Annotated in this window: 18 protein-coding genes and 1 pseudogene; 11 read left to right on the top strand and 8 right to left on the bottom strand. The window is 65.9% G+C overall.

Annotated elements, in window-relative coordinates:
- Positions 1 to 30: 30 nt before the first annotated feature.
- The 4 genes and pseudogenes from AC3A6P_RS21405 to AC3A6P_RS21390 all read left to right on the top strand — a co-directional run.
- A pseudogene (locus AC3A6P_RS21405) lies at positions 31 to 792 on the top strand (amino acid ABC transporter substrate-binding protein); the annotation flags it as partial.
- Complete coding sequence (locus AC3A6P_RS21400) at positions 784 to 2,232, top strand: ABC transporter permease subunit (RefSeq protein WP_487693963.1); 1,449 nt, start codon at positions 784 to 786, stop codon at positions 2,230 to 2,232. The pseudogene AC3A6P_RS21405 and the gene AC3A6P_RS21400, both read left to right, overlap by 9 nt.
- Entirely contained in the window at positions 2,229 to 2,999 is a 771-nt protein-coding gene (locus AC3A6P_RS21395; protein ID WP_487693762.1) for an amino acid ABC transporter ATP-binding protein, read from the top strand. The genes AC3A6P_RS21400 and AC3A6P_RS21395 overlap by 4 nt, the downstream gene beginning before the upstream one ends.
- Before the next feature lie 82 nt (positions 3,000 to 3,081).
- Positions 3,082 to 4,446 (top strand): flavin monoamine oxidase family protein, encoded by a 1,365-nt coding sequence (locus tag AC3A6P_RS21390; protein ID WP_487693761.1) that lies wholly within the window; start codon positions 3,082 to 3,084, stop codon positions 4,444 to 4,446.
- Positions 4,447 to 4,464: 18 nt separating this feature from the next.
- Here the strand turns inward: AC3A6P_RS21390 and AC3A6P_RS21385 are convergent, their stop codons facing one another.
- Both AC3A6P_RS21385 and tgt read right to left on the bottom strand, forming a co-directional pair.
- Positions 4,465 to 5,691 (bottom strand): cytochrome P450, encoded by a 1,227-nt coding sequence (locus AC3A6P_RS21385; RefSeq protein WP_487693760.1) that lies wholly within the window; start codon positions 5,689 to 5,691, stop codon positions 4,465 to 4,467.
- Positions 5,692 to 5,742: 51 nt separating this feature from the next.
- A complete protein-coding gene (gene tgt, locus AC3A6P_RS21380) occupies positions 5,743 to 6,984 on the bottom strand; it encodes a tRNA guanosine(34) transglycosylase Tgt (protein ID WP_487693759.1) in 1,242 nt (413 codons plus the stop codon).
- 183 nt (positions 6,985 to 7,167) lie between these two features.
- On the opposite strand from tgt, the gene AC3A6P_RS21375 reads away from it, so the two are divergent.
- Positions 7,168 to 7,608: a lipoprotein LpqH gene (locus AC3A6P_RS21375; protein ID WP_487693758.1), complete on the top strand. Its 441-nt coding sequence runs from the start codon at positions 7,168 to 7,170 to the stop codon at positions 7,606 to 7,608.
- Between the two features lie 110 nt (positions 7,609 to 7,718).
- Positions 7,719 to 8,246, top strand: coding sequence for a lipoprotein LpqH (locus AC3A6P_RS21370; RefSeq protein WP_487693756.1), 528 nt, complete (start codon positions 7,719 to 7,721; stop codon positions 8,244 to 8,246).
- 65 nt (positions 8,247 to 8,311) lie between these two features.
- On the opposite strand, the gene AC3A6P_RS21365 is transcribed toward AC3A6P_RS21370, so the two are convergent.
- From AC3A6P_RS21365 to AC3A6P_RS21345, 5 genes are read right to left on the bottom strand one after another with little or no spacing between them, the layout of a single operon-like run.
- Entirely contained in the window at positions 8,312 to 8,773 is a 462-nt protein-coding gene (locus AC3A6P_RS21365) for an NUDIX hydrolase (protein WP_487693755.1), read from the bottom strand.
- A gap of 24 nt (positions 8,774 to 8,797) precedes the next feature.
- A complete protein-coding gene (locus AC3A6P_RS21360) occupies positions 8,798 to 10,159 on the bottom strand; it encodes a WS/DGAT/MGAT family O-acyltransferase (RefSeq protein WP_487693754.1) in 1,362 nt (453 codons plus the stop codon).
- A 53-nt stretch (positions 10,160 to 10,212) separates the two neighbouring features.
- The gene (locus AC3A6P_RS21355; protein ID WP_487693752.1) at positions 10,213 to 11,127 is read right to left on the bottom strand and encodes a M56 family metallopeptidase; all 915 of its coding nucleotides are present in this window, start codon (positions 11,125 to 11,127) and stop codon (positions 10,213 to 10,215) included.
- On the bottom strand, positions 11,124 to 11,501 hold the full coding sequence (locus tag AC3A6P_RS21350) for a BlaI/MecI/CopY family transcriptional regulator (protein WP_487693751.1): 378 nt from the start codon (positions 11,499 to 11,501) through the stop codon (positions 11,124 to 11,126). The genes AC3A6P_RS21355 and AC3A6P_RS21350 overlap by 4 nt, the downstream gene beginning before the upstream one ends.
- A 20-nt stretch (positions 11,502 to 11,521) precedes the next feature.
- Positions 11,522 to 12,781 (bottom strand): L,D-transpeptidase, encoded by a 1,260-nt coding sequence (locus tag AC3A6P_RS21345; protein WP_487693750.1) that lies wholly within the window; start codon positions 12,779 to 12,781, stop codon positions 11,522 to 11,524.
- A gap of 102 nt (positions 12,782 to 12,883) precedes the next feature.
- On the opposite strand from AC3A6P_RS21345, the gene AC3A6P_RS21340 reads away from it, so the two are divergent.
- Positions 12,884 to 13,537 (top strand): SGNH/GDSL hydrolase family protein, encoded by a 654-nt coding sequence (locus tag AC3A6P_RS21340; RefSeq protein WP_487693749.1) that lies wholly within the window; start codon positions 12,884 to 12,886, stop codon positions 13,535 to 13,537.
- Positions 13,538 to 13,620: 83 nt separating this feature from the next.
- Here the strand turns inward: AC3A6P_RS21340 and AC3A6P_RS21335 are convergent, their stop codons facing one another.
- Positions 13,621 to 14,967, bottom strand: a complete 1,347-nt coding sequence (locus AC3A6P_RS21335; RefSeq protein ID WP_487693748.1) for an NAD-dependent succinate-semialdehyde dehydrogenase — start codon at positions 14,965 to 14,967, stop codon at positions 13,621 to 13,623.
- A gap of 143 nt (positions 14,968 to 15,110) precedes the next feature.
- Here AC3A6P_RS21335 and AC3A6P_RS21330 point away from each other — a divergent pair, with 143 nt between their 5' ends.
- The 4 genes from AC3A6P_RS21330 to AC3A6P_RS21315 all read left to right on the top strand — a co-directional run bounded on the left by AC3A6P_RS21330 (position 15,111) and on the right by AC3A6P_RS21315 (position 22,143).
- Positions 15,111 to 16,067: a threonine ammonia-lyase gene (locus AC3A6P_RS21330; protein ID WP_487693747.1), complete on the top strand. Its 957-nt coding sequence runs from the start codon at positions 15,111 to 15,113 to the stop codon at positions 16,065 to 16,067.
- Between the two features lie 516 nt (positions 16,068 to 16,583).
- Positions 16,584 to 18,290 (top strand): hypothetical protein, encoded by a 1,707-nt coding sequence (locus tag AC3A6P_RS21325; protein WP_487693746.1) that lies wholly within the window; start codon positions 16,584 to 16,586, stop codon positions 18,288 to 18,290.
- 291 nt (positions 18,291 to 18,581) lie between these two features.
- On the top strand, positions 18,582 to 20,333 hold the full coding sequence (locus tag AC3A6P_RS21320; RefSeq protein WP_487693745.1) for a hypothetical protein: 1,752 nt from the start codon (positions 18,582 to 18,584) through the stop codon (positions 20,331 to 20,333).
- A 94-nt stretch (positions 20,334 to 20,427) separates the two neighbouring features.
- Positions 20,428 to 22,143, top strand: coding sequence for a hypothetical protein (locus AC3A6P_RS21315; RefSeq protein ID WP_487693744.1), 1,716 nt, complete (start codon positions 20,428 to 20,430; stop codon positions 22,141 to 22,143).
- The last annotated feature ends 51 nt before the right edge of the window (positions 22,144 to 22,194 follow it).

The raw sequence follows: 22,194 nt of genomic DNA, 5'->3' as shown, positions 1-22,194 counted from the left end.
GGGCCGCGGTGGAGTTGGTAGTTTCCGCCGATGTTCGGATACTTCCGGCGGGCGCTGCTTGCCGTCTTCCTCGTCGCCGCGGTGGTTCTCGGCGCGGCCGGCTGCAGCTCATCGGACGACACCAGTGACGAGCCGATCAAGGCCGCCGGCGTGCTGCGCGTCGGCACCGAAGGCGTCTACTCACCCTTCAGCTATCACGACCCCGCCACCGGCGAACTCGTCGGCTACGACGTCGACGTCGCCAAGGCCGTCGGCGAGAAGCTGGGCGTGCCGGTCGAATTCGTCGAGACCCCGTGGGATTCGATGTTCGCCGCGCTGGAGGCCAACCGCTTCGACATCGTCGCCAACCAGGTGACCATCAACCCCGAACGTCAGGGCAAGTACGACCTGTCCCAGCCGTACACCGTCGGTGAGGGCGTCATCGTGACGCGGGCCGACGACAACTCGATCAAGTCGCTGGCCGACATCAGGGGCAAGACCGCCGCCGAGAACGCCACCAGCAACTGGTCGGAGGTCGCCCGCAACGCCGGCGCCAACGTCGAGGCCGTCGAAGGCTTCACCCAGGCCATCACCCTGCTCAACCAGGGCCGCGTCGACGTCGTCATCAACGACAGCATCGCCGTGTACGCCTACCTCGCCGAAACGGGCGACAAGTCCGTGAAGATCGCCGGCACCGTCGGCGAGAAGAGCGAACAGGGCTTCGCCGCCCGCAAGGACAGCGGCTACCTCCCGGAACTCAACAACGCACTGAGCGAACTGCGCGCCGACGGCACCCTGTCGGAGATCTCGCAGCGCTACCTCAAGGCCGACGCCACGGGGGCACCCGCGACCACCCCGATCCGGACGGCCGGGGTGTTACGGGTCGGCACCGAGGGCACGTACTCGCCGTTCAGCTACCACGATCCGGCGACCGGTGAACTCACCGGATACGACGTCGACGTCGCCAGGGCCGTCGGAGAGAAACTGGGCGTCCCCGTTCAGTTCGTCGAGACCCCATGGGACTCGATCTTCGCCGCGCTGGAGGCCAACCGCTTCGACATCGTGGCCAACGAGGTGACCATCAACCCGGAACGGCAGGCGAAATACGACCTGTCGTCGCCGTATTCGATCGGCGAGGGGGTGATCGTCACCCGAGCCGATGACGACTCGATCACCTCGCTGGACGATCTCAAGGGCAAGACCACCGCCCAGTCGATCACCAGCAACTGGGCGCAGGTCGCGCGGGACGCCGGCGCGACCGTCGAAGGCGTCGAGGGTTTCGCCCAGGCGATCACCCTGCTCAACCAGGGCCGCGTTGATGCCACCGTCAACGACAGCATCGCCGTGTACGCCTACCTCGCCGAGACCGGGGACACGTCGGTCAAGATCGCCGCGCAGACCGGGGAAAAGAGCGAGCAGGGTTTCGCCGCCCGCAAGGACAGTGGGTTCCTGCCGGAACTGAACGGGGCGCTCGACGAACTGCGGGCCGACGGCAAGCTCACCGAGATCTCGCAGAAATACCTGAAGGCCGACGCGACTGGTACCCAGGGCACCCCGCAGGCGGCCGAGGGCGAGAACCCGCCGCAGGTCCGCTCGGCATTGCAGCTGGTACTCGACAACCTGTGGCCGCTGGCCAAGGCGGCCCTGACGATGACGATCCCGCTGACGATCATCAGCTTCGCCATCGGCTTGGTCATCGCACTGGCGGTGGCGCTGGCCCGGCTGTCGCCGAACGTGATCCTGACCAATGTCGCGCGGTTCTACATCTCGATCATCCGGGGCACACCGCTGCTGGTGCAGCTGTTCATCGTGTTCTACGCGCTCCCCGAGTTCGGGGTGAAGATCGATCCGTTCCCGGCGGCGGTCATCGCCTTCTCGTTGAACGTCGGTGGTTACGCGGCGGAGATCATCCGCTCAGCGATCCAGAGCATCCCCAAGGGTCAGTGGGAGGCCGCCGAGACCATCGGCTTCAACTACGTGGGCGCACTGCGACGGATCATCTTGCCGCAGGCGTCGCGGGTGGCGGTGCCGCCGCTGTCGAACACCCTGATCTCGCTGGTCAAAGACACCTCGCTGGCCTCGACCATCCTGGTCACCGAGCTGCTGCGGCAGGCGCAGATCATCGCCGCGCCGACATTCGAGTTCTTCGCCCTGTACGGCACCGCCGCGATCTACTACTGGGTGATCTGCCTGGTGTTGTCGTTCGGCCAGAGTCGGTTGGAACGCCGGCTGGAAAGGTATGTGGTCCGATGACTTCTTCAGAAGAAGTGGAGTACCGAGTCGTCGCCCAAGGCGTGGAGAAGGCGTTCGGCGACAACAAGGTGCTCAAAGGTGTGAGTTTCGAGGTGCCCGCAGGCACCGCCACGGCGATCATCGGCCCGTCGGGATCCGGGAAGACGACGTTGTTGCGCACGCTGAATGCGCTCGACCGCGCCGACGCCGGCGTCATCCGCGTGGACGACGTCGAGATCGACTTCGCCACGCCGACACCGAAACCCGAGATCCGCAAGTTCCAGTCACGCAGCGGGTTCGTGTTCCAGTCGCACAACCTTTTCCCGCACAAGACGGTGCTGCAGAACATCATCGAGGGACCGGTGATCGTGCAGAAACGGCCCAAGGACGAGGCGGTCGCCGAGGCTCTCGAACTGCTGTCTCAGGTCGGGCTCGCCGAGAAGAAGGACCAGTACCCGTATCAGCTCTCCGGTGGTCAGCAGCAGCGCGTCGGTATCGCCCGGGCCCTGGCACTCAAACCCAAGCTGGTGCTCTTCGATGAACCGACTTCGGCGCTGGACCCCGAACTCGTCGGCGAGGTGCTCTCGGTCATCAAGGACCTGGCCGTCGAGGGCTGGACGCTGGTGGTCGTCACCCACGAGATCCAGTTCGCCCGTCAGGTTTCCAGCCAGGTGCTGTTCACCGACCGCGGCGTGATCCTGGAGAAGGGCCCGCCCGAAGCGGTGATCGGCGACCCGAAAGAGGAGCGGACGCGGCAGTTCCTGCAGCGAATCCTCAACCCCCTCTAAAGGCCGACCGAGCGTGTCTGTACGCCCCGGCGCGGCGTGTCGCGTACAAAGACGTGCGCTCGCGCCATAGAAGATGGCCTGCATGCCAGCGGCCAGAGAAGCAGATGTCATCATCGTCGGTGCCGGCCTTTCCGGAATGATCGCCGCACGGACGCTGCTGGCCGCAGGTCTGCGGCCCCTGGTGCTCGAGGCTGACGACCGGGTAGGGGGACGCATCCTCACCGAGGAGGTACTGCCCGGTGTGCCGGTCGAGATCGGCGCGCAATGGATCGGTGACACCCATCAGCGGATGTTCGCCCTGGCCGCCGAACTCGGCGTCGAGACCTACCCGCAGTACGACCAAGGGGAGACGTCCTACGAACTCGGGGGCACCGGGGTACTGCGGGAACACGAGTTCCACACCCGGTTCGCCGACGAACTCGCCGAACTGGAGAAGGTGCTGCGACGGCTCGACGAGCTTGCCGCCGAGGTACCCGTGCAGGCACCGTGGGAGGCGCCCCGAGCGCTGGAGTGGGATACCATCACCGCCGGCTATTGGTATGACAGCCAAAGCCTTTCACCGGTGGCGCGCACTCTGGTCGAGATCTGCACCGTCGGCATCCTGGCTGTACCGACCGCCGAAGTGTCGTTCCTGCATCTCCTGTTCACCATCCAGACCTGCGGCGTGACCTCGGAGCTGTTCGCCGAATCCGAAGGCGGCGCGCAGACCACCCGATTCGTCGGTGGTACCGGTGAGATACCAAAGCGGTTGGCGGCGTTGATCTCCGAGCACATCGTGCTCCAAGCGCCGGTGCAGCTGATCGAACACAGCGCCACCGAGGTCACGGTGACCTGCCGTGGTGGGCAGGTGGTGCGGGGTCGCCGGGTCATAGTCGCCATCTCGCCGACGCTGGCGGGGCGCATCATGTATGACCCGCCGCTGCCCGGCGTGCGGGATCAGCTGACCCAGCGGATGCCCAACGGTTCGGCGATGAAGGCGTTCTTCGTCTACAGCGAACCCTTCTGGCGCGCAGATGGTTTCAATGGACAACTGATCTCCGACATCGGACCGGCCCGGATGTCGAACGACACCTGCATCCCCGGCGACGACCACGGCGTGATCCTGATGTTCCTCGAAGGCGACGAGGCCCGCAGGTACGGCCAGCTGCCGCAGGCGCAGCGCCGCCAACTGCTGACCGACGAGCTGGTGCGCCACTACGGAACTGCGGCAGCACATCCCGACGCCTACGTCGACGGGGAATGGTCGGACCGGCAGTGGACGCGGGGCTGTTACAACGCCAACCACGGTCCGCACGTGTGGACCACCTACGGCTCGGCGCTGTCCACACCCATCGGGGCGATCCACTGGGCCTCCACCGATACCGCGACCTTCTGGAGTGCTTACATGGAGGGCGCGGTGGACGCCGGCGAACGGGCCGCCGCCGAGGTCATCGACGCGCTGGGCTAGTCAAACCTCGACCGCGGACTAGATGGTGATTCGCTGCGTGGACAGGCCGCGCAGGGTCAGGTTCGGCTTGTACTCGGCGGGTCCGGCCAACTCGGCATCGGGGAACCGCGCCGTCACCATCGTCAGCGCCAACTGCGCCTCCAGCCGGGCCAGCGGCGCACCGAGGCAGAAGTGCGCGCCGTGGCCGAAGGCCAGGTGTTTGATCGAGGCACGGTGCGGGTCGAATACATCGGGGTCGACGAACGCCGACGGATCCCGTTGCGCCGCAGCCAGAAGCAGCATCGCGGTATCCCCCTTGGGCACCGTCGTGCCATTGATGTCGAGGTCCTCGGCTGCGATGCGGCCCACCAACTGCACCGGCGGGTCGTAGCGCAGCGTCTCCTCGATCACGGCGGAGGCATGGGTGGGGTCGGAGGCCAACGAGGCCCAGTGCCGCGGCTCCCGCAGCATCGCCAGGATGGCGTTGGCGATCAGATTGACCGTGGTTTCGTGACCGGCGATCAACAGCAGGTTGCACGTGGCCACGATCTCGTCCTCGGTGAGCTGATCACCGTCCTCCTCGGCGGCGATCAGCCGCGACATCAGGTCCTCGCCCGGGTCAGCCCGCCGCCGCGCGATCAGGTCGCGCAGGTACTGCCGCAGCCACAGACCCGCCTGGAGGCGTTCGTCCATGTCGTCGGGCACTTCGCCGGTGAAGGTGATGAAGGGATCCAGAGACCGCGCCAACAACGCTGAGGCGTGCGAGAATTCGGGCTCGTCCTCCAACGGCACCCCGAGCAGCCGGCAGATCACGGCCACCGGCAGGGGATACGCCAGGTCGGTGATCACGTCGAATTCGCCTGCGGCCGCCACCTTGTCGAGTAGGGCATCGACCAGTACGGCGATCTCGGTTTCCATCGCCTTGACCACTTTCGGCGCGAACGCCTTCTGCGCCAGTTTGCGCAGCCGGGTGTGATCCGGCGGGTCGAGGAACAGGAAGCCCGGCGGCCCGAACGGCCGGGCCGGCTCACCGTTGGCGATGGCCTGCTGGGCGACGGTCGACTTGAGCCGGTCGCTGGCCGAGTCCGGGTGGCGCAGCACATCGAAGCAGTCGTCGTACCCGGAGAACACCACGAGGTTGATATCGGGCAGCAGCAGCGGACCGCGGTCACGGATCTCTCCGTAGAGCGGGTAGGGATCGGCGCGATTACCCGGATCGAGCAGTCGCAGCAGCAGCTCCTGGGATTCGGCGAGTGCACCATCCATGGTCTTATTGTGCACGCGTTGAAGATGGTGCTGGTCAGCGCTGCGCCGAGATCAACGCGACGGCGCGTTCTTGGCCCCGTAATAGCGACCCAGCACGTGTTCGCGCAGTTCGGTGAACCGGCCGTCGCTGATCGAGCCCCGGATCTGATCGACGAGACGGATGATGAACCGCTCGTTGTGGATGGTGGCCAGCGTCGAGGCCAGCATCTCCTTGGCCTTGAACAGGTGATGCAGGTAGGCCCGGGTGTAGTGGCCGCAGGTGTAGCAGTCGCACTCGGCGTCGAGCGGGGTGAAATCGCGTTTGTAGCGGGCGCCGGTGATGTTGTACCGGCCGGTGGCCGAGTAGATGGCCGCGTTGCGCGCCACCCGCGACGGCGACACGCAGTCGAAGGTGTCAGCACCCGCCTCGACCGCGGAGAACAGATCGTCGGGCTCGCTGATGCCCAACAGGTGCCGCGGCTTGTCCTCGGGCAGCTCGTCGGTCACCCAGCCGACGATGGTGGCCAGGTTCTGTTTCTCCAGCGCCCCGCCGATGCCGTAGCCGTCGAAGCCGCGCCCGTCGGAATCCCTGAGCCCCACCAGGCCGCGGGTGGCCTGCCGGCGCAGGTCTTCGTACTGCGCGCCCTGCACCACCCCGAACAACGCCTGATACGGCTTGGTGTGCCGCTCCTCGGTGAGGCGCCGGTGCTCGGCCAGGCAGCGGATGGCCCACTGATGGGTGCGCTCGACCGACGATTCCTGGTAGCTGCGGGTGTTGACCAGGGTGGTGAGCTCATCGAACCCGAAGATGATGTCGGCGCCCAGTTGATGCTGGATCTGCATCGACACTTCGGGGGTGAAACGGTGCGTCGATCCGTCGAGGTGCGAGGTGAACGTCACACCGTCGTCGTCCACCCGGGCCAGACGGTCCTTGCCCTCGGCGATGATGTCGTCGGCCTGGACACGGGTGGTGTCCATGGCCAGCACCTTGCGGAAACCCGACCCCAGCGACAGCACCTGGAAACCGCCGCTGTCGGTGAACGTCGGGCCGTCCCAGTTCATGAAAGCGCCGAGACCGCCGGCCTCGTCGACCACATCGGGCCCCGGTTGCAGGTACAGATGATAGGCGTTGGCCAGAACTGCCTGCGCACCAAGCGATTTCATGGTCTCCGGCAACACCGCTTTGACCGTGGCCTTGGTACCCACCGCGACGAACGCGGGGGTGTGGATGTCCCCGTGGGGGGTGTGGATCACACCCGTGCGTCCACGTTCACCGGGTAGGACATCGTGTACCGAGAAGAAGCCGTCCGTCACAGCAGGTATTCAACACTGGGGACGCGCCGGGCGACGAGGCGGCGAGGCACGAGCCGGGGAGGAGAGCCGGCGCCATCGAACCCGCCGGGCGACGAGGCGGCGAGGCACGAGCCGGGCGACGAGGCGGCGAGTCCAGATGCACGAACCCCGGACGGAACCGCATCGCCTCGTTACATTCGTCGGGTGAACAACGGAGTCTGTGTGGCCGCGGCCGCCTTGCTGACCGCCACTGCCGTGGGCTGTTCGTCCGATGCCGAGCAGCAGCCGCTGGCGCCCGGCGCGCTGACACCGGGTACGGCGAGCATCACCATCAACGATCGTCCTGTCGGCGAGGTCACGTCTGTGCAGTGCACCTCCGCCGGCCCGTTGATGACGATCACCACCGGCACCGAGACCTCGGGCAGCACGTCGGTGGTGTCCAACGCCGAAGGACTGACCGCGCAGTCGGTGTACATCAGGGACCTCGGCGGGTTCACCGGTAGCTACAACCTTGATCTCGGGGGCAGCGCCGAGGTCGAGATGACGGGCAACACCTATTCCATCAGCGGTCGCGCCGACGGGTTCGACACCGAGAAACCGAGCTTCCGCACCGAGGGCACCTTCGAGATCAAGGCGGCCTGCTGAGGCATACCCGGCCGAGTTTTGGGCAATCTCCGAACCGGACCTCAGCGGCCACCCATACTGCTGAGAGGTCCGTCAGTGTTGACGGGTCCCGATACGAAGGAGAAACACTGGTGAAGCGTGCGTTAGGAGTCGCCGTGGGCGGCGCGGCCATTGTGGTCGCGGGTCTGGTCGGCTGCTCCGGTGACAAATCTGCTGAAGAAAGCGTGTCCTCGGCGACGGAAACCGTCGAGAGCGGAGCGAGTTCGGCGACCAGCGTCATCACTTCCGCCACCGACGTCGCCAAGGGCAACCCTCCGCCCGGTGCGGCCACGGTCACCATCGACGGCCAAGAGCAGAACATCGAAGGCCAGGCGGTGTGCACCAATCTCGGCGGCAACATCCAGATCGCGATCGGCAACGCGACCCAGGGAATCGGCGCCCAAGTCACCGAGGCCGACCCGCCGGTGGTCAAACAGGTTGGTCTGGGCAATGTCAACGGCGTCGCCCTCGGCTACACCGAAGGTGTGCCCGGTGGTGAAGCGTCCGCAGAGAAGGACGGCAACACCTACAAGATCAGCGGCAGCGCCACCGGAATCGACATGGCCAACCCGACGCAGCCGGTGACCAAACCGTTCGAGCTCGCGGTGACCTGCCCGTAAGTCCGGTCGTCACAGCATCGTTCGAGCGGCGGCACCTATGGGTGCCGCCGCTCGACCATGTGGCCTCAGGCCAGGGTGGCGATCAGTCGATCCAGAATCGGCAACTGCCCTTTGAGCAGCTTGGCCCTGGCCACCTCGACAGTCACCCACGCCACCCGGTCCACCTCGGGGAACTCCTGCATGCGTCCAGACCGCGGGGGCCACTCCATCTCGAAGGTGTTGCTGCGGGCCTCGGTGACATCCAGATCAGCGCAAATGGCGAAGGCCGACACGACTTTTCCGCCGGCTTGGCGCACCTCCCCCAGATCGGCGCGGGGGCCTTCCGGGACCGCTAGACCGAGCTCTTCGGCGAACTCACGCTGCGCCGCCTCCCACGGATCCTCGTCAGTGCCGTACTCCCCCTTGGGAATCGACCAGGCGCCGTCGTCTTTTCGCGCCCAGAACGGCCCACCGGGATGAGCGATCAACACCTCGAGGCCCTCGTCGCCCGTCCGGTACAGCAGCAGACCTGCGCTCAGCTTCGGCACCCGCGTAGTCTAAGCCGGTCACTGCTAAGCCCCCACCGCTCGCTCGAGATCCTTGAGCGAGTCCTCCAGATGCCCGAGCAGCCGTTGCAGATGCGGGACGCTGCGGCGGCACCCCACCAGCCCGAAGTCCAGGTTGTCCCCGTTGTTGGCCATGGTGATGTTCAGTGCCTGACCGTCCAGTGCGATCGAGAACGGGTAGTTGCCGTTGAGCCGGGCCCCGTTCCAGTACAACGGTTTACGCGGGCCGGGGACATTGGAGATCACGATGTTGAAAGGTGGCCGTGTGGTCCCGACGAAACCCGGCACCATGGCCAGACCCAGCGCCGCGATGTTGACCGCAGACAACGCCAGTGCCTGCACCTTGGGCAGCTCGGAGAACACCTTCTTGTTGCTGCGCATGGATTCGCCGATCACGTCCAACCGGGCAGCCGGGTCGTCCACATTGGTCGCCAGGTTGCACAGGATGGCACCCACCTGGTTGCCGCCGCCGTCGGCGTCGTCGTCCTCACGCATGCTGACCGGCACCATGGCGATCAACGGGGCGTCCGGAAGTTCGCTGTGTTCCAGCAGATAGGCCCGCAGCGCACCGGCACACATCGCCAGGATGGCATCGTTGACCGTGACACCGGCCGCGGACTTGACCCGGTGGATGCGTTCCAGTGACCACGACTGGGCAGCAACGCGTCGCGCGCCGCCGATGTTGACGTTGAACATGGTCTTCGGCGCGGCGAACGGCAGCGTCAGCTGCTGTTCGAGCAACGCCGCCCGCGCCAGCCCGAGGGTGGAGGGGACAAGGGCGGCAAGCGAACTCGCGGTTCCAGCGACGGTGGCGAGTGTGCCGGCGCCGTCGCTGTTTCTGGCCCGGGACTTGGGCGGCAGGTCCCACGGCACCCGGACCTGAGTGTCGGCCGGGTCCTCGCTGAGGGTCCGTTCGGTGAGTTTGAGCGCCGACACCCCGTCGATGAGCGAGTGGTGCACCTTGGTGTACACCGCGAACCGGCCGTCGTTGAGGCCCTCGATCAGGTAGGCCTCCCACAGCGGGCGGTGCCGATCCAACAGAGTGCCGTGCACCCGCGACACCATCTCCAGTAGGTCCCGAACCCGGCCGGGCTGCGGCAAAGCCGACCGCCGTAGGTGGTAGTCGATGTCGATCTCCTCGTCGAACGCCCATCCGAGGTTGGCGATGCCACCGAGAATGGTCGACGGGTGCTTGCGGAACGTCGGCTGGAACTCGGTGTGGGCGATCATCCCCTGGTAGATCTCGCGGACGAAGTCCACGCCCGCGCCTTCTGGTGGCTGGTAGAGCTGCAACCCACCGACGTGCATGGGATGTTCGCGTGATTCGCCGACGAGAAAGATGGAATCGGTCGGCGAGATGAGTTGCATGCCTTCAATTAGACGCGCTGAGCGATCGTCAAACTTCGTTTTCTGAACAGCTGTCAGGAATGTGCCAGCACCAGCAGCGTCACCGGCGCCACGATCACCGTCGCGAGCACCGCCACCAGGACCATCTGCTGCCGCAGCCGCGCGCCTACACCGGCGGGGTCGGCCAGCCGCATAGCCCGCGCCAGAATCGCGGTATCGCCGGCGGCCAGCGCGGTGCCCGTCGCCCGCGGCTGACCCGCCAACGCCAGCAGTCCGCCGAGCAAGGTGTCGCGGCCGTGCCGGCGGGCGGCGGCATCGTCGGCGGACATCTCGACCAGCCGGCCCACCGCCTCGGCGCCCACCCGCACCAGAGGCAGCCGCGGCAACGTGGCCGCCAGCGCCTTCAGCAGCATCATCAATTGCGGGTGGCGGCCACGCAGATGGGCACGTTCGTGAGCCAGCACGGCGCTCAGCTCGTCGGCCTGCAAACTGGACACCGCAGCGGAGGTGACGACGATCGCCGACGGTCGCCCCGCCACGCAGTAAGCCGCCCGCTTGTCCGACGGCACGACCACCACGCCATCACCGGCCGCCCCCAACATGTGTGCGGCATAGGCATGTTCGCAGCTGCGCGCGGACAGCCGGCGCATGGTGCGGACGATCCGCCGGGCCGCCAGAGCGGTGCCGATGACACCGGCGAAAGCGGCGGCGATCAGCACCAGATCTCCGATCCAGCCGAATCGGTGTACCGCCAGGACCACATCCAGGCAGTAGCGCACCGGGTCGGCGCCCCAGTGCACGACGGTGAAGTTCGCGATCAGTCCGACGCCGGCCACCACCCACACCCCGGCCGCCACGGCGATGGCGGCCAGCCACACCGCGACCGACAGTCGTGGACTCAGGCCGTTGCGGGTCAGCCGGTCCAGCAGTGCCGGGCACAGCCACGCCAACACCGCGCCGTAGGACATCAGGCAGAGAGTGGCACTCACGAGACCGGCCGCCGCCGCGACACCTTGCGCAGCGCGGCCCGCAACTGATCGGACTCCTCTGCGTTCATCTTGCCCAGGAAGAAACTCAGGACCAGATCGGCGTCGCCGCCCGAGTGGAACGCATCGCTCATCAGATTGGCGGAGCGTTCCTCTCTGGTCATCGTCGCCCAGTAGCGGTAGGCCTTACCGTCGCGTTCACGTTCCAGCCAACCCTTGCGGTGCAGGTTGTCCATGGTCGACATCACGGTGGTGTAGGCGATGTCGCGCTGCGCGGCCAGTTCGACGAACACCTCGCGGACGCTGACGGCGCCATCGCTGGCCCACACCTGGTCCATCACAACGGCTTCGAGATCACCGAATCCTCGTTGCTGCACGTGTTGAGGCTAACGCGTGCTCAGGCGCGCAGCGCGCTGCCGGCCAACCAGGTCTCCCACGGCACGCTCCAGTCGCCGTTCTGCCATTGCTCCAGCGGAGCGCCGCCGGTGTTGCGCACTTCGACGACATCGCCGGGCTGCGCGAATTCGTAAAACCATGCGGCGTGCTCGGGGCTGAGGTTGAGACACCCGGCCGAGACGTTCTGGCTGCCCTGCGCCCACACCGTGGAGGCGAGCTCGTGCAGATAGATGCCGTCGGGGCTGATCCGGACCGCGTTGGAGACGTTGAGCCGGTACCCGGACGAAGCGCCCACCGGTAGTCCGTACGTCGAGGAGTCCATCACCACCGAGCGCTGCTTCTCCATCACGGTGTAAGTGCCGGGCTGGGTCCAGAACGCGATGGTCCGGCCGCCGGCGGTCGTGGTGCCGCCGCGGCCCATCGACGTCGGCATGGTGCGGATCAACTTGCCGTCTTCGTAGACGCTGACCTGTTTGGTGGTGTCGTCGGCGATGCTCACCCGCGCGCGGCCGATCGTGAAATCAACGCTGGAGTCGTCCTGCCCGTAGACGCCGCCACCGAGGTCCGCGCCGTAGATGTCGGCGTTGACGCTCACCTTGGTGCCAGCGGGGAAATACTCCTTGGGCCGCCAGTGCGCCTTCCGGTCGTTGATCCACATCCACGACCCCTGCACCGGGGGTGAAGTGGTGACCTTCAACTGCCGTTCGGCGGCCGCGCGGTCTTCGATGTCGGCATCGAATTGAGCGACGATGACGGTGCCGACCCCATAGGTGGCCCCTTCGGTCAGCCTCGTACCCAGGGTGGTGTTCAACGAGACCGACGCCTGCCGGTCCGGCACCACCGTCGAGAACGTCGACGTCCGCGTCATGGTGGTGCCGTCGGTACCGCGGCTGGTCGCGGTCAGAGCGTAGGTGCGGCCGTAGCCCAGGGGTTCCGCCGGCATCCACGCATCACCGTCGGGAGTCAAGGCGCCTCTGACCACGCGGCCGGACTCGTTGGTCATCGTGACGTCGGTCAGGGTGCCCGACGTGGCGGTGACGCGCACGGCGTCCACCGGGGCGACCCCCTGCTGATCCGCGGCGGGGACGATCGTCACCGAAGGCGGCGCCGGCGGGGGCGGCGGAAGTTCGGCCGGGGCTTGCGGTGCGGCGATCTCGGTCACCAAACGTGTTGCAGAGGAACCTGTTTGGACCGCGGCTGCCACGACGACCACTGCGCACACGCCGAGTGCAACACGATTACGTCGGCGATCGAGGAACACGAAACTACTCCGGGGTGACGAGGGCGGGGGGTCTACGTACCAACATAGTAGGTGCTCACGGGCGGTCCTGCGCCTCCGTGACGTGACCGTAGCCTGACCGGTATGACCAACAAACGCATCCTGTGTTTCGGTGACTCGTTGACGTGGGGCTGGATCCCGGTCGAGGAAGGTGTGCCCACCCAACGGTTTCCGCGGCAGGCGCGCTGGACCGGGGTGCTGGCCGACGAACTCGGTCCAGGCTATGAGGTTGTCGAAGAGGGGTTGAGTGCGCGCACCACAACCGCCGATGACCCTACCGATCCCCGCCTGAACGGTTCGAACTACCTACCCGCATGCCTGGCCAGCCACCTGCCGCTGGATCTGGTGATCGTGATGCTCGGCACCAACGACACCAAGGTGAATCTGAACCGCACGCCGGTCGACATCGCCAGTGGAATGGGCGTGCTGGCCACCCAGGTACTCACCAGCGCGGGCGGGGTGGGCACCAGTTACCCGGCGCCGCAGGTGCTGATCGTGGCGCCGCCGCCGCTGGCCGAGATGCCGCACCCGTGGTTCGACCTGGTTTTCGAGGGCGGCCGGGAGAAGACTGCCGAGTTGGCCCGGGTGTACAGCGCGCTGGCCTCGTTCATGAAGGTGCCGTTCTTCGACGCCGGCTCGGTGATCAGCACCGACGGCGTCGACGGTATCCACTTCACCGAGCAGAACAACCGCGACCTCGGCGTCGCGCTGGCCGAGCAGGTTCGCGCCCTGCTCTGACGGCCTCCGCTCGGTCGAGAGTCACATGAGGGCGGGATTCGTCGCCGAATCCCGCCCTACAGTGAATCTCGAGCTGAGCCGCGTCAGCCGGCGATGCGGATGAGTTTCTTGTTGACGAACTCATCGATACCGAAGCGGCCGAGTTCGCGGCCGAAGCCGGAGCGTTTCACACCGCCGAAGGGCAGCTCGACACCTTCGGCGCCGACGGCGTTGACGAACACCATGCCGGCCTCGATCTTGTCGGCCACCCGCTTGGCCTGCTCGGAATCGGTGGTGAACACATATGACCCCAGCCCGAACGGGGTGTCGTTGGCCAACTCGACGGCCTCGTCCTCATCGGCGACCTTGTACACCGTGGCCACCGGCCCGAACAGCTCCTCCTTGTACGACGGCGAATCCTTCGACACCCCGGTCAGCACACCCGGCGGGAAAAACGCCCCCTTGCGTTCCCCCGCGGACACCAGGTTCGCCCCGTCGGCGACCGCCCGATCAACCTGCTCGGCCAGGCGCTCAGCGGCGGCCACCGACGACAGCGGCGCCAGCCCGTCGGCCTTGGCCTTGACCTGGGCGGTGAACTTGTCGAGGAACTCGTCATAGAGGTTCTCGGCGACGATGATGCGCTTGGCCGCGTTGCAGGCCTGCCCGGTGTTCTCGAACCGCCCGTCGACCGCGGCCTCCACGGTGGCATCCAAGTCATCAGAGGACAGCACGATGAACGGATCCGAGCCACCGAGTTCGAGCACCACCTTCTTCAGGTTGCGCCCGGCGATCTCGGCCACCGCCGCGCCGGCGCGCTCCGAACCCGTCAACGACACCCCCTGCACCCGCGGGTCGGCGATCGCCTCGGCGATCTGCTCGTTGGTGGCATAGACATTGACGTAGGCGCCTTCGGGATAGCCGGCGTCATCGAAGATCTTCTGCAACGCCGCCGCCGATTCGGGGCACTGCGGGGCGTGCTTGAGAACGATGGTGTTGCCCAGTACCAGGTTGGGTCCGGCGAATCGGGCCACCTGGTAGTAGGGGTAGTTCCACGGCATGATGCCCAGCAGCACCCCGACCGGGCCGCGCCGGATCAGCGCGCTGCCTTCGCCGTCGAGCAGCTCGATCGGCTCGTCAGCCAGGAATTTCTCGGCGTTGTCGGCGTAGAACTCATAGATCGCCGCGCTGAACTCGACCTCACCGACCGACTGATCCAGCGGCTTGCCCATCTCGCGCTGGATGATCTTGGCGAGTTCGTCTTTGCGTTCGTTGTGCAGTTGGGCGACCTTGCGGATCAGCTCGGCGCGCTGGGCCACCGTCGTCGACTTCGACCAGTCCTTGAACGCCTTGGCCGCCGACGCCAGTGCAGCCTCGATCTGCTCGTCGGTCGCAGTCGGGTACTCCCTCACCACATCACCGGTCGCCGGATCAACCACCGCGTACAGACTCATGCCCTGCCCTTCGTCGTCTTTTCGAGTTTTCGGCGCGGATTCCCTAGCTTGGCCGGCTTTCGACCACAGAATCCGTCTTCGCCCATCCTTCGCCGGAATCCGACGTTGCGCCAGCGGTTGTTCAAATCGGGGAGAATCGCCGCATGCACTTGGTCAGCCTCGACGACATCCGGGCAGCCGCAGAGCGGATCCGCGGCTCGGTGATCCGTACTCCCCTCATGCCGGCGCTGTGGGCCGACAGCGATCGACCGCTCTGGATCAAACCGGAGAGCCTGCAGGCGATCGGTGCGTTCAAGGTGCGTGGGGCGTTCAACGCCATCGACAGTCTCGACGAGGCCATCCGGGCCCGCGGAGTGGTGGCCTACTCGAGCGGCAACCACGCTCAAGCCGTCGCCTATGCGGCAGCCAGGTACGGGATTCCGGCGCACATCGTGATGCCTGAAGAGACCCCCGACATCAAGGTCCGGGCGACCCGCGACCACGGCGCCGAGGTCGTGCTGTGCGGCGCGGGCCAGCGCGAGAAGGTGGCTGCCGAACTGGTCGAGCAAACCGGCGGTGTGCTGGTGCCGCCGTTCGACCATCCCGCGATCATCGCCGGGCAGGGCACCATAGGGCTCGAGATCGCCGAAGACCTGCCCGATGTCGAGATCGTGCTCGTTCCGGTCAGCGGTGGCGGCCTGGCGTCCGGGATCGGCACCGCGATCAAGGCGCTGTGCCCCAACGCAGCGGTGTACGGCGTCGAACCCGAACTGGCCGCTGATGCCGCCGAAGGCCTGCGGGTGGGCCGGCGGGTGGAGTGGTCGATACAGGACCGCAACCGCACGATCGCCGACGGGTTGCGATCCGTGCTGTCCGACCTCACCTTCGCGCACCTACAGAAGGTGCTCGACGGCATCATCACCGTGAGTGAGGACGAGATCCGTTCCGCGGTACGCGAACTCGCGTACCGCGCGCACCTGGTCGCCGAGCCGAGCGGAGCCGTGGCGCTCGCGGGGTACCGGCAGGGTTCAACACCGCCCGGGCGCACCGTGGTCGTCATGTCTGGCGGCAACATCGAGCCGACGATGCTGAGCGAGATCCTCGGCGGAGATCCCTCCTGAGGACTTCTCACCCCGGAGACGGGTGTGATCTTGGTAACTCCATGTGACGGCCAGGTTGCGGCCGGAAATCAGAACTGTTGCGTGAGGCGCACCGAATGACGCGGATGTGATCTGCGCCACGCCAGAACGCAAGTTATTCATAGGCTTGCCTCGCTAACGTCAATTTATCTGGGAAGACCACCGACCCCGGCGTTTCTAGCAACTTTTACCTAGAGCAACTAGCTTCCGCGCGTACCGGCACCGGAAGACGTTTGCTGGATACAGAGATTGACCTTTCCGTAACGTCAATAAGCATGTCTGCACCCATCTCAAAAAACTCTTAAGCAGGAATTTTGCTAGATTCCTTAACGCAACCTGAGATCAGGCTTACGATCTCTCACACAGCCCATCCGTAACCAAAGGGGGAAGAACATCATGCAAATCTCTGCCCGCTCCTACCTGACCGCCGGCATTTCGCTAACTGCTGCTAGCGCCATCGCGCTGACGCCTCTTGCAATCCCTGCAAATGAGCGCGCAGTGACGATCCCCAACGTCACCGTCTCCGACATCCAACTGACTGTTACGCCTGCGGAAATTCAGGCGTTCTTCGCGAACCTGCAGGGTGAACTCGAGGAGTTCAACGCCGGTGTCGCCGAGCTCGTCGGCCTGCCCGGTCAGACGCTGGCCGACGCTCTGGGTAGCGCCATCGACCTCAACGAGGACTTCTACAACACCCTCCGCGGCCTGACCACCAACGAGACGCTGCTGGATCTGCTGGATGCCCTGGAGCTCAGCAGCACCTACGGGCTCGAATCGCTGCAGATCGCGATCGAAGGCGACGGGGAGCTCGGAGTCGTGGGCTTCAACGAGAACCTGGTTCTGACCACAAACCAGCTCTCCAACCTGCTGGCCGGCACCATCACCGGATCGCTGTCGAACGTGCTGTCGTCGTTCGTGGCCGTGCTCAACAACCCCTTCGAGGTGAGCGCCTACGCCGGGCTCCTCAGCACCGGCCTGGTGGACACCGGCGAGATCATCGCCTCCAACGCGCTGTCGGCCGTCTCGGTCGTCGGCAACTCCGGCTTCGATTTCGTTTCCACCGGCCTCTGGCTGTTCCAGGACCAGATCGACAACGCCATCGCGACCATCGCCGACCTGAGCGACGTCGCAGCCGACGCCACCGGCAGCGCCCTGATCGCCGCGGTCACCCAGGCCGTCCAGAGCGTCACGCTGGCGCCGGCTCAGGCCATCAGCGACGCTGCGTTCGGTGTCACCGGTGACGTCCTCGGTGCGTTCCAGACCGGTTTCAACGAGATCCTCGGTGGCCTGAATGGCTACTACGTCGAAGACGGCGAAGACGAGATCTTCGTTCCCGGCATCGTCCAGATCGTCAGCTCCTCGCTGCAGGTCGCCATCGACGTCATCGGCTCCAACCCGCTGAACCCGGGGAACTACCTGGAGGCCACCGGCGCTCTGCTCGCCGGCGGATTCGGCACGTTCAACACCAGTGTCCGCACGGTGGGCAACGTCGCGCAGATCCCGGGCAACCTGGGCATCAACGTGACCAACGGCGTCACCGGTGTCATCACCGACCTGAACCTGACGTTCGCCACCGCGCTGTCCAGCGTGCTGACCGCTGTCGGTCTGCCCGAGGACATCGCCAGCCTGCCGGTCACCCTGGCCACCCAGTTCAACGCGGTGATCGAGGCCGGCGCCGATGCCATCGTCAGCGGCTTCGAGATCGTCAACGGTGTGATCGAGACCGGCACCGATTTCGTCATCGACGTGTCGAATGACATCGAGGACGCCATCATCGGCATCGTCCCGGCCCCCGAGGCTGCCGGTGACACCACTCTCGCCACGCAGCGCTCCGCTGCCGAGCCCGCGGGTGACCCGTCGGGTGACGTGGTTGCGGTTGCCGACGACAGCGAGGAAGAGGCTGCGGACGAGGCTCCGGTCGCCGAGGAAGAGGCTCCGGCCGCCGAGGCTCCCGCCGCCGACGACGACGCCCCGGCCGCCGACGACGAGGCTCCCGCCGATGACGACGCCGCCAGCGATGACGACGCCGACGACAAGGGCAGCTACTCCTCCAAGCGCGAGGACCGCAAGGCTGCGCGCGACGCCAAGAAGGCCGAGCGCGAAGCTGCCAAGGCCGACAGCGACGACAGCTCCGCCTCCGACAGCGACAGCAGCTCGGACAGCGACAGCGGTTCCGACAGCTCGGACAGCGGCGCCGCAGCGTAGTCAGTAGCACCACCGGAATGGGCCCACTCGAAGAGTGGGCCCATTCTCGTGCGCCGGTCAGGCGCCCGGTTATCCCCCATATTCACCGTTAACGTCAATAAACAGCGCAAAGCGTCACCGGGTCCGCGGTTGGCAAACCGAGGCTTGCAGCATGAGGATGATTACAGCCAGCGTGATCGGTTTTGCTGATTCTGCCCGGAGTAGACCCAAGACCGGAACAAATCCCCGGGCCTAGAGCTCAAAGTGCGATCCGGGGGTGCGTTTTCGGTGGTTCCTTAGCAGAAGCTGAGAGTGTCGCTTAAGCTGTTGAATGCATTCGACCAATTAACTAGGAAGCGCCTGGACATGCAGCTTTCAGCCCGCTCATACCTCGCCGCAGGTCTGTCGCTAACTACGGCCAGTGCCATTGCGCTGACCCCCATCGCTGTGCCCGCAAACGATCGCGTGAGCACCGTGCCGAACGTGACGGTCTCAGAGATCCAACTGACCGTCACGCCCGCCGACATCCAGGCCTTCTTCTCCGCCCTGCAGTCAGAGCTCGCAGGTTTCAACGAGTCGATCGCAGCCGCGGTGGCGTTGCCGGGTGACACTCTGGCCGACGGGCTTCTCACCACAATCGGCCTGACCGACTCGCTGTACAACAGCCTGCGCAGCGCCACCACCAACGCGACGCTCCTGGCATTGCTCGACGCCCTCCAGGCCACGTCCGACAACGGGCTGTACTCACTCCTCGAGACCGTCGAACTCTCGACCGGAACCATCTACACCACTACCGACACCGTCCTGAATCTCGTGACCAGTGCGGTCACCGGGTCGCTGTCGAACGTCTTGTCCGCCGTGGTCGCAGTGGCCAACAACCCGCTGAGCTTCGCCAACTACGCCGGCCTCCTGGGTGCTGGCGTGGCCACCGGCCAACTGCTCGCCGACAACAGCCTCGGCATCGTTCACACCCTTGGCACTGCCGGCTTGGAGTTCGCCGAGTTCGGTGTCGAGGCGGTCTGGGACCAGATCGACAACGCCGTCTGGTCGGTGCGTGGGCTGATGGACGTCGCCGCCGGCGCCACCGGGAGCCAGATCATCGAGGCCGTGAACGCCGCGGTGCAAAGCATTTTCATCGCGCCGGTGCAGCTGGGGATCGACCTCCCGTTCTGGGTGGCCGATGAGACCCTCTACGCGTTGCAGGTCGGGTTCGATGAGGTATTCGCGGGCTTGATCGGTTCGTACGGCGACGACCCCGGCATCGTCAACATCATCGGCGGCTCACTGCAGGACGCCATTGGAGCCATCGGCAACAACCCGCTGGACCCGAGCAGCTACCTGTTCGCGACCGCCGCGCTGCTCGCCGGCGGCTTCGCGACGTTCAACGAGTCGGTCCAGACGGTCGGCAATGTCGCACAGCTGCCGTTCCAGCTCGGCGTCGAACTCATCAATCCGGTTCCCGCCGATGACGGTCCGAGCCTGACCACGGCCCTCACCGGTCTCAACACCGAGATCGCCGCGGCCCTGTCGAATCTGCTTACGGCAGTGGGCCTTCCGGAAACAGTTGCCAACCTGCCGTTGGCCATCGCCGGGCAACTCAACGCCGTCATCAACGCGGGGGCAGCAGCGCTGACCGAGGGTCTCGTCATCGCCAACAACCTGGTCGCCGACACGTCGAACTTCGTGATCGACGTCTCCAACCAGATCGAGAGCACGATCTTCGGGGTCCTGCCCGGCGCGGGCGTGGGTGCCGACCCGTCGGCACCTCCCGCATTGTCCAACGCTCGTGAGCCGGATCCGTCGGGTGACGAGGTTGCAGTCGTCGACGACACCGGGAAGGACGCGGTGGAAAACACCGTCACGGACGAGGACACGGTGTCCGACAAGACCCCCGCGGACGATGAAGCCTCCGATGACATCGAGGCTCCCGCTGACGATGACAACCCCGACGACAAGGGCAGCTACGCGTCCAAGAACGACGACCGCAAGGCGGCGCGCGAGGCCAGGAAGACAGAACGCGACAGCGCTTCGGACAACAGCTCGGACGGTGGCGCCACTGCGTAACCAGTGACCCCGAAGAGAGGGCCCACTCGCGAGGGTGGGCCCACTTCAGCTCGACTCATCCTCACACACCTCGATAACCAGAAACGGCCAATTCATGCAGATTTCCGCGCGCTCGTGCCTCGCCGCCGGCCTATCCCTCACTACCGCGACCGCTATCGCGCTGACGCCGATCACCGCGCCCGCAAACGATCGGACGGTCACTGTCCCGAGCGTCACCATCTCGGACATCCAACTGACCGTCACCCCCGGCGAGGTGCGAGAGTTCTTCGCCAACCTGCAGGCACAGCTGACCGAGTTCAACGCCGCAGTGGCCGAGGCCGCGCGGATTCCCGGTCAGACGGTGGTCGAGGCACTGCGTTCGGCCATCGCGCTCAACGATCAGTTCTTCGACACGCTGGTCAGCTCCACCGACAACCTGACACTTCAGGCGCTGTTCCAGACGCTGCGGCTCAGCGGCGACAACGGCCTCGGTTCGCTCGCGGCGGCGATCGGCCACGCCAACAACGCGATCGTGTTCTCCGGCAGGGACCTCGCCGATCTGCTCGGCGCCATCGTCAATGGCGGGTTGGCGAATGTTGTTGCAGCAGTTGTCAGGGTGGCCAACGATCCGCTGTCGTTCTACGAGTGGGTACGGGTGCCGGCAGCGGTCGTGGCGTCGGCCACGCTGGTGACCAACGCTGCGGCCCAAAGCGTCCGGACCGTCGGCAATCTCGGGTTCGAGCTCGCCCACACCAGTGTCGAGCTGATGGAAGCCCAGATCAACAACGCCATCAATACCGTTCGAGGTTTGATCAATGTCGGAGCCCAGGCAACCGGGAGCCCGCTGATCCAGGCCGTCGTGGCCGCGGCGCAGGCCATCACCATTGCGCCCCTGCAACTGGGGGCCATCCTCCCTCTCGCGCTGACCGGCGACGTCCTCGGCGGATTGGAGGACGGATTCAACGCTGTGTTCGACGGCCTGGTCGGCACCCGGAGCGGTCCGGACGGCGAATACGTCCCCGGCATCATCTCGATCGCGGGGACCGCGCTGTCGTTGGCCATCCGCGCGATCGGCGAAGACCCGCTCAGCGTGTTGAGCTACACGGGCGCCGCCCGGCTGCTGACATCCGGCGGGTTCGACGTCTTCAACAAGAGCGTCGATACCGCGGCCGCCGTTTCCAAGGTTCCCTTCGATCTCGGAATCAACATTCTCGACCCGGACGAGCAAGCCCCCAGCCTCACCAACGTGATCATCCGCTTCAACAATCAGGTCGCCGGTGCCATCGCCGGACTCTTGCAGGCCCTCGGCCTGCCGGAGAACGTGGTGAATGTGCCGTTGGCGCTCACCAGCCAGGTCAACGACGTGATTCGCGCCGGAGCCGGCGCGGCCGTCGGCGGCCTCAACGCCGCCATCGATGTGATCGACAACGGCGCGACGTTCATCGTCGACGTATCTCACTCGGTCGAAAACGCAATCCTGGGAACCGGATCCGAGGCCGAGCCGGAGCCCTCTGCGCCCGAAACGTCCTCAGAGCCGTCGCCGATCGCCACCGCATCGGTGGTCGATGACAGCTCCGACGACGAGTCCTCCGCGGAAGACACTGCAACTGAGGCGGTTTCGGACGAAGAGGATGCAGTCGAGGACGAGACTCCCGCGGAGGACAAGACTTCCACGGAGGACGACGCACCTGCCGGCGACGACACTGCCGCTGACCAGGAGTCCGAGAACACGGGAAGCTACACGTCCAGGAACGATGACCGCAGGGCGCAGCGCGAAGCCGAGAAAGCCGAAAAGCAAGACAGCGAAACCGCCGGCAGCGCTGCAGCGTAAGCGAACGTCACATCAATTACGCATCAGCCCATCAACCCGAGGAACTCACAC

The organism is Mycobacterium sp. Soil_C_30 (assembly GCF_057656995.1).
This window is presented reverse-complemented; position numbering and strand designations above follow the sequence as displayed.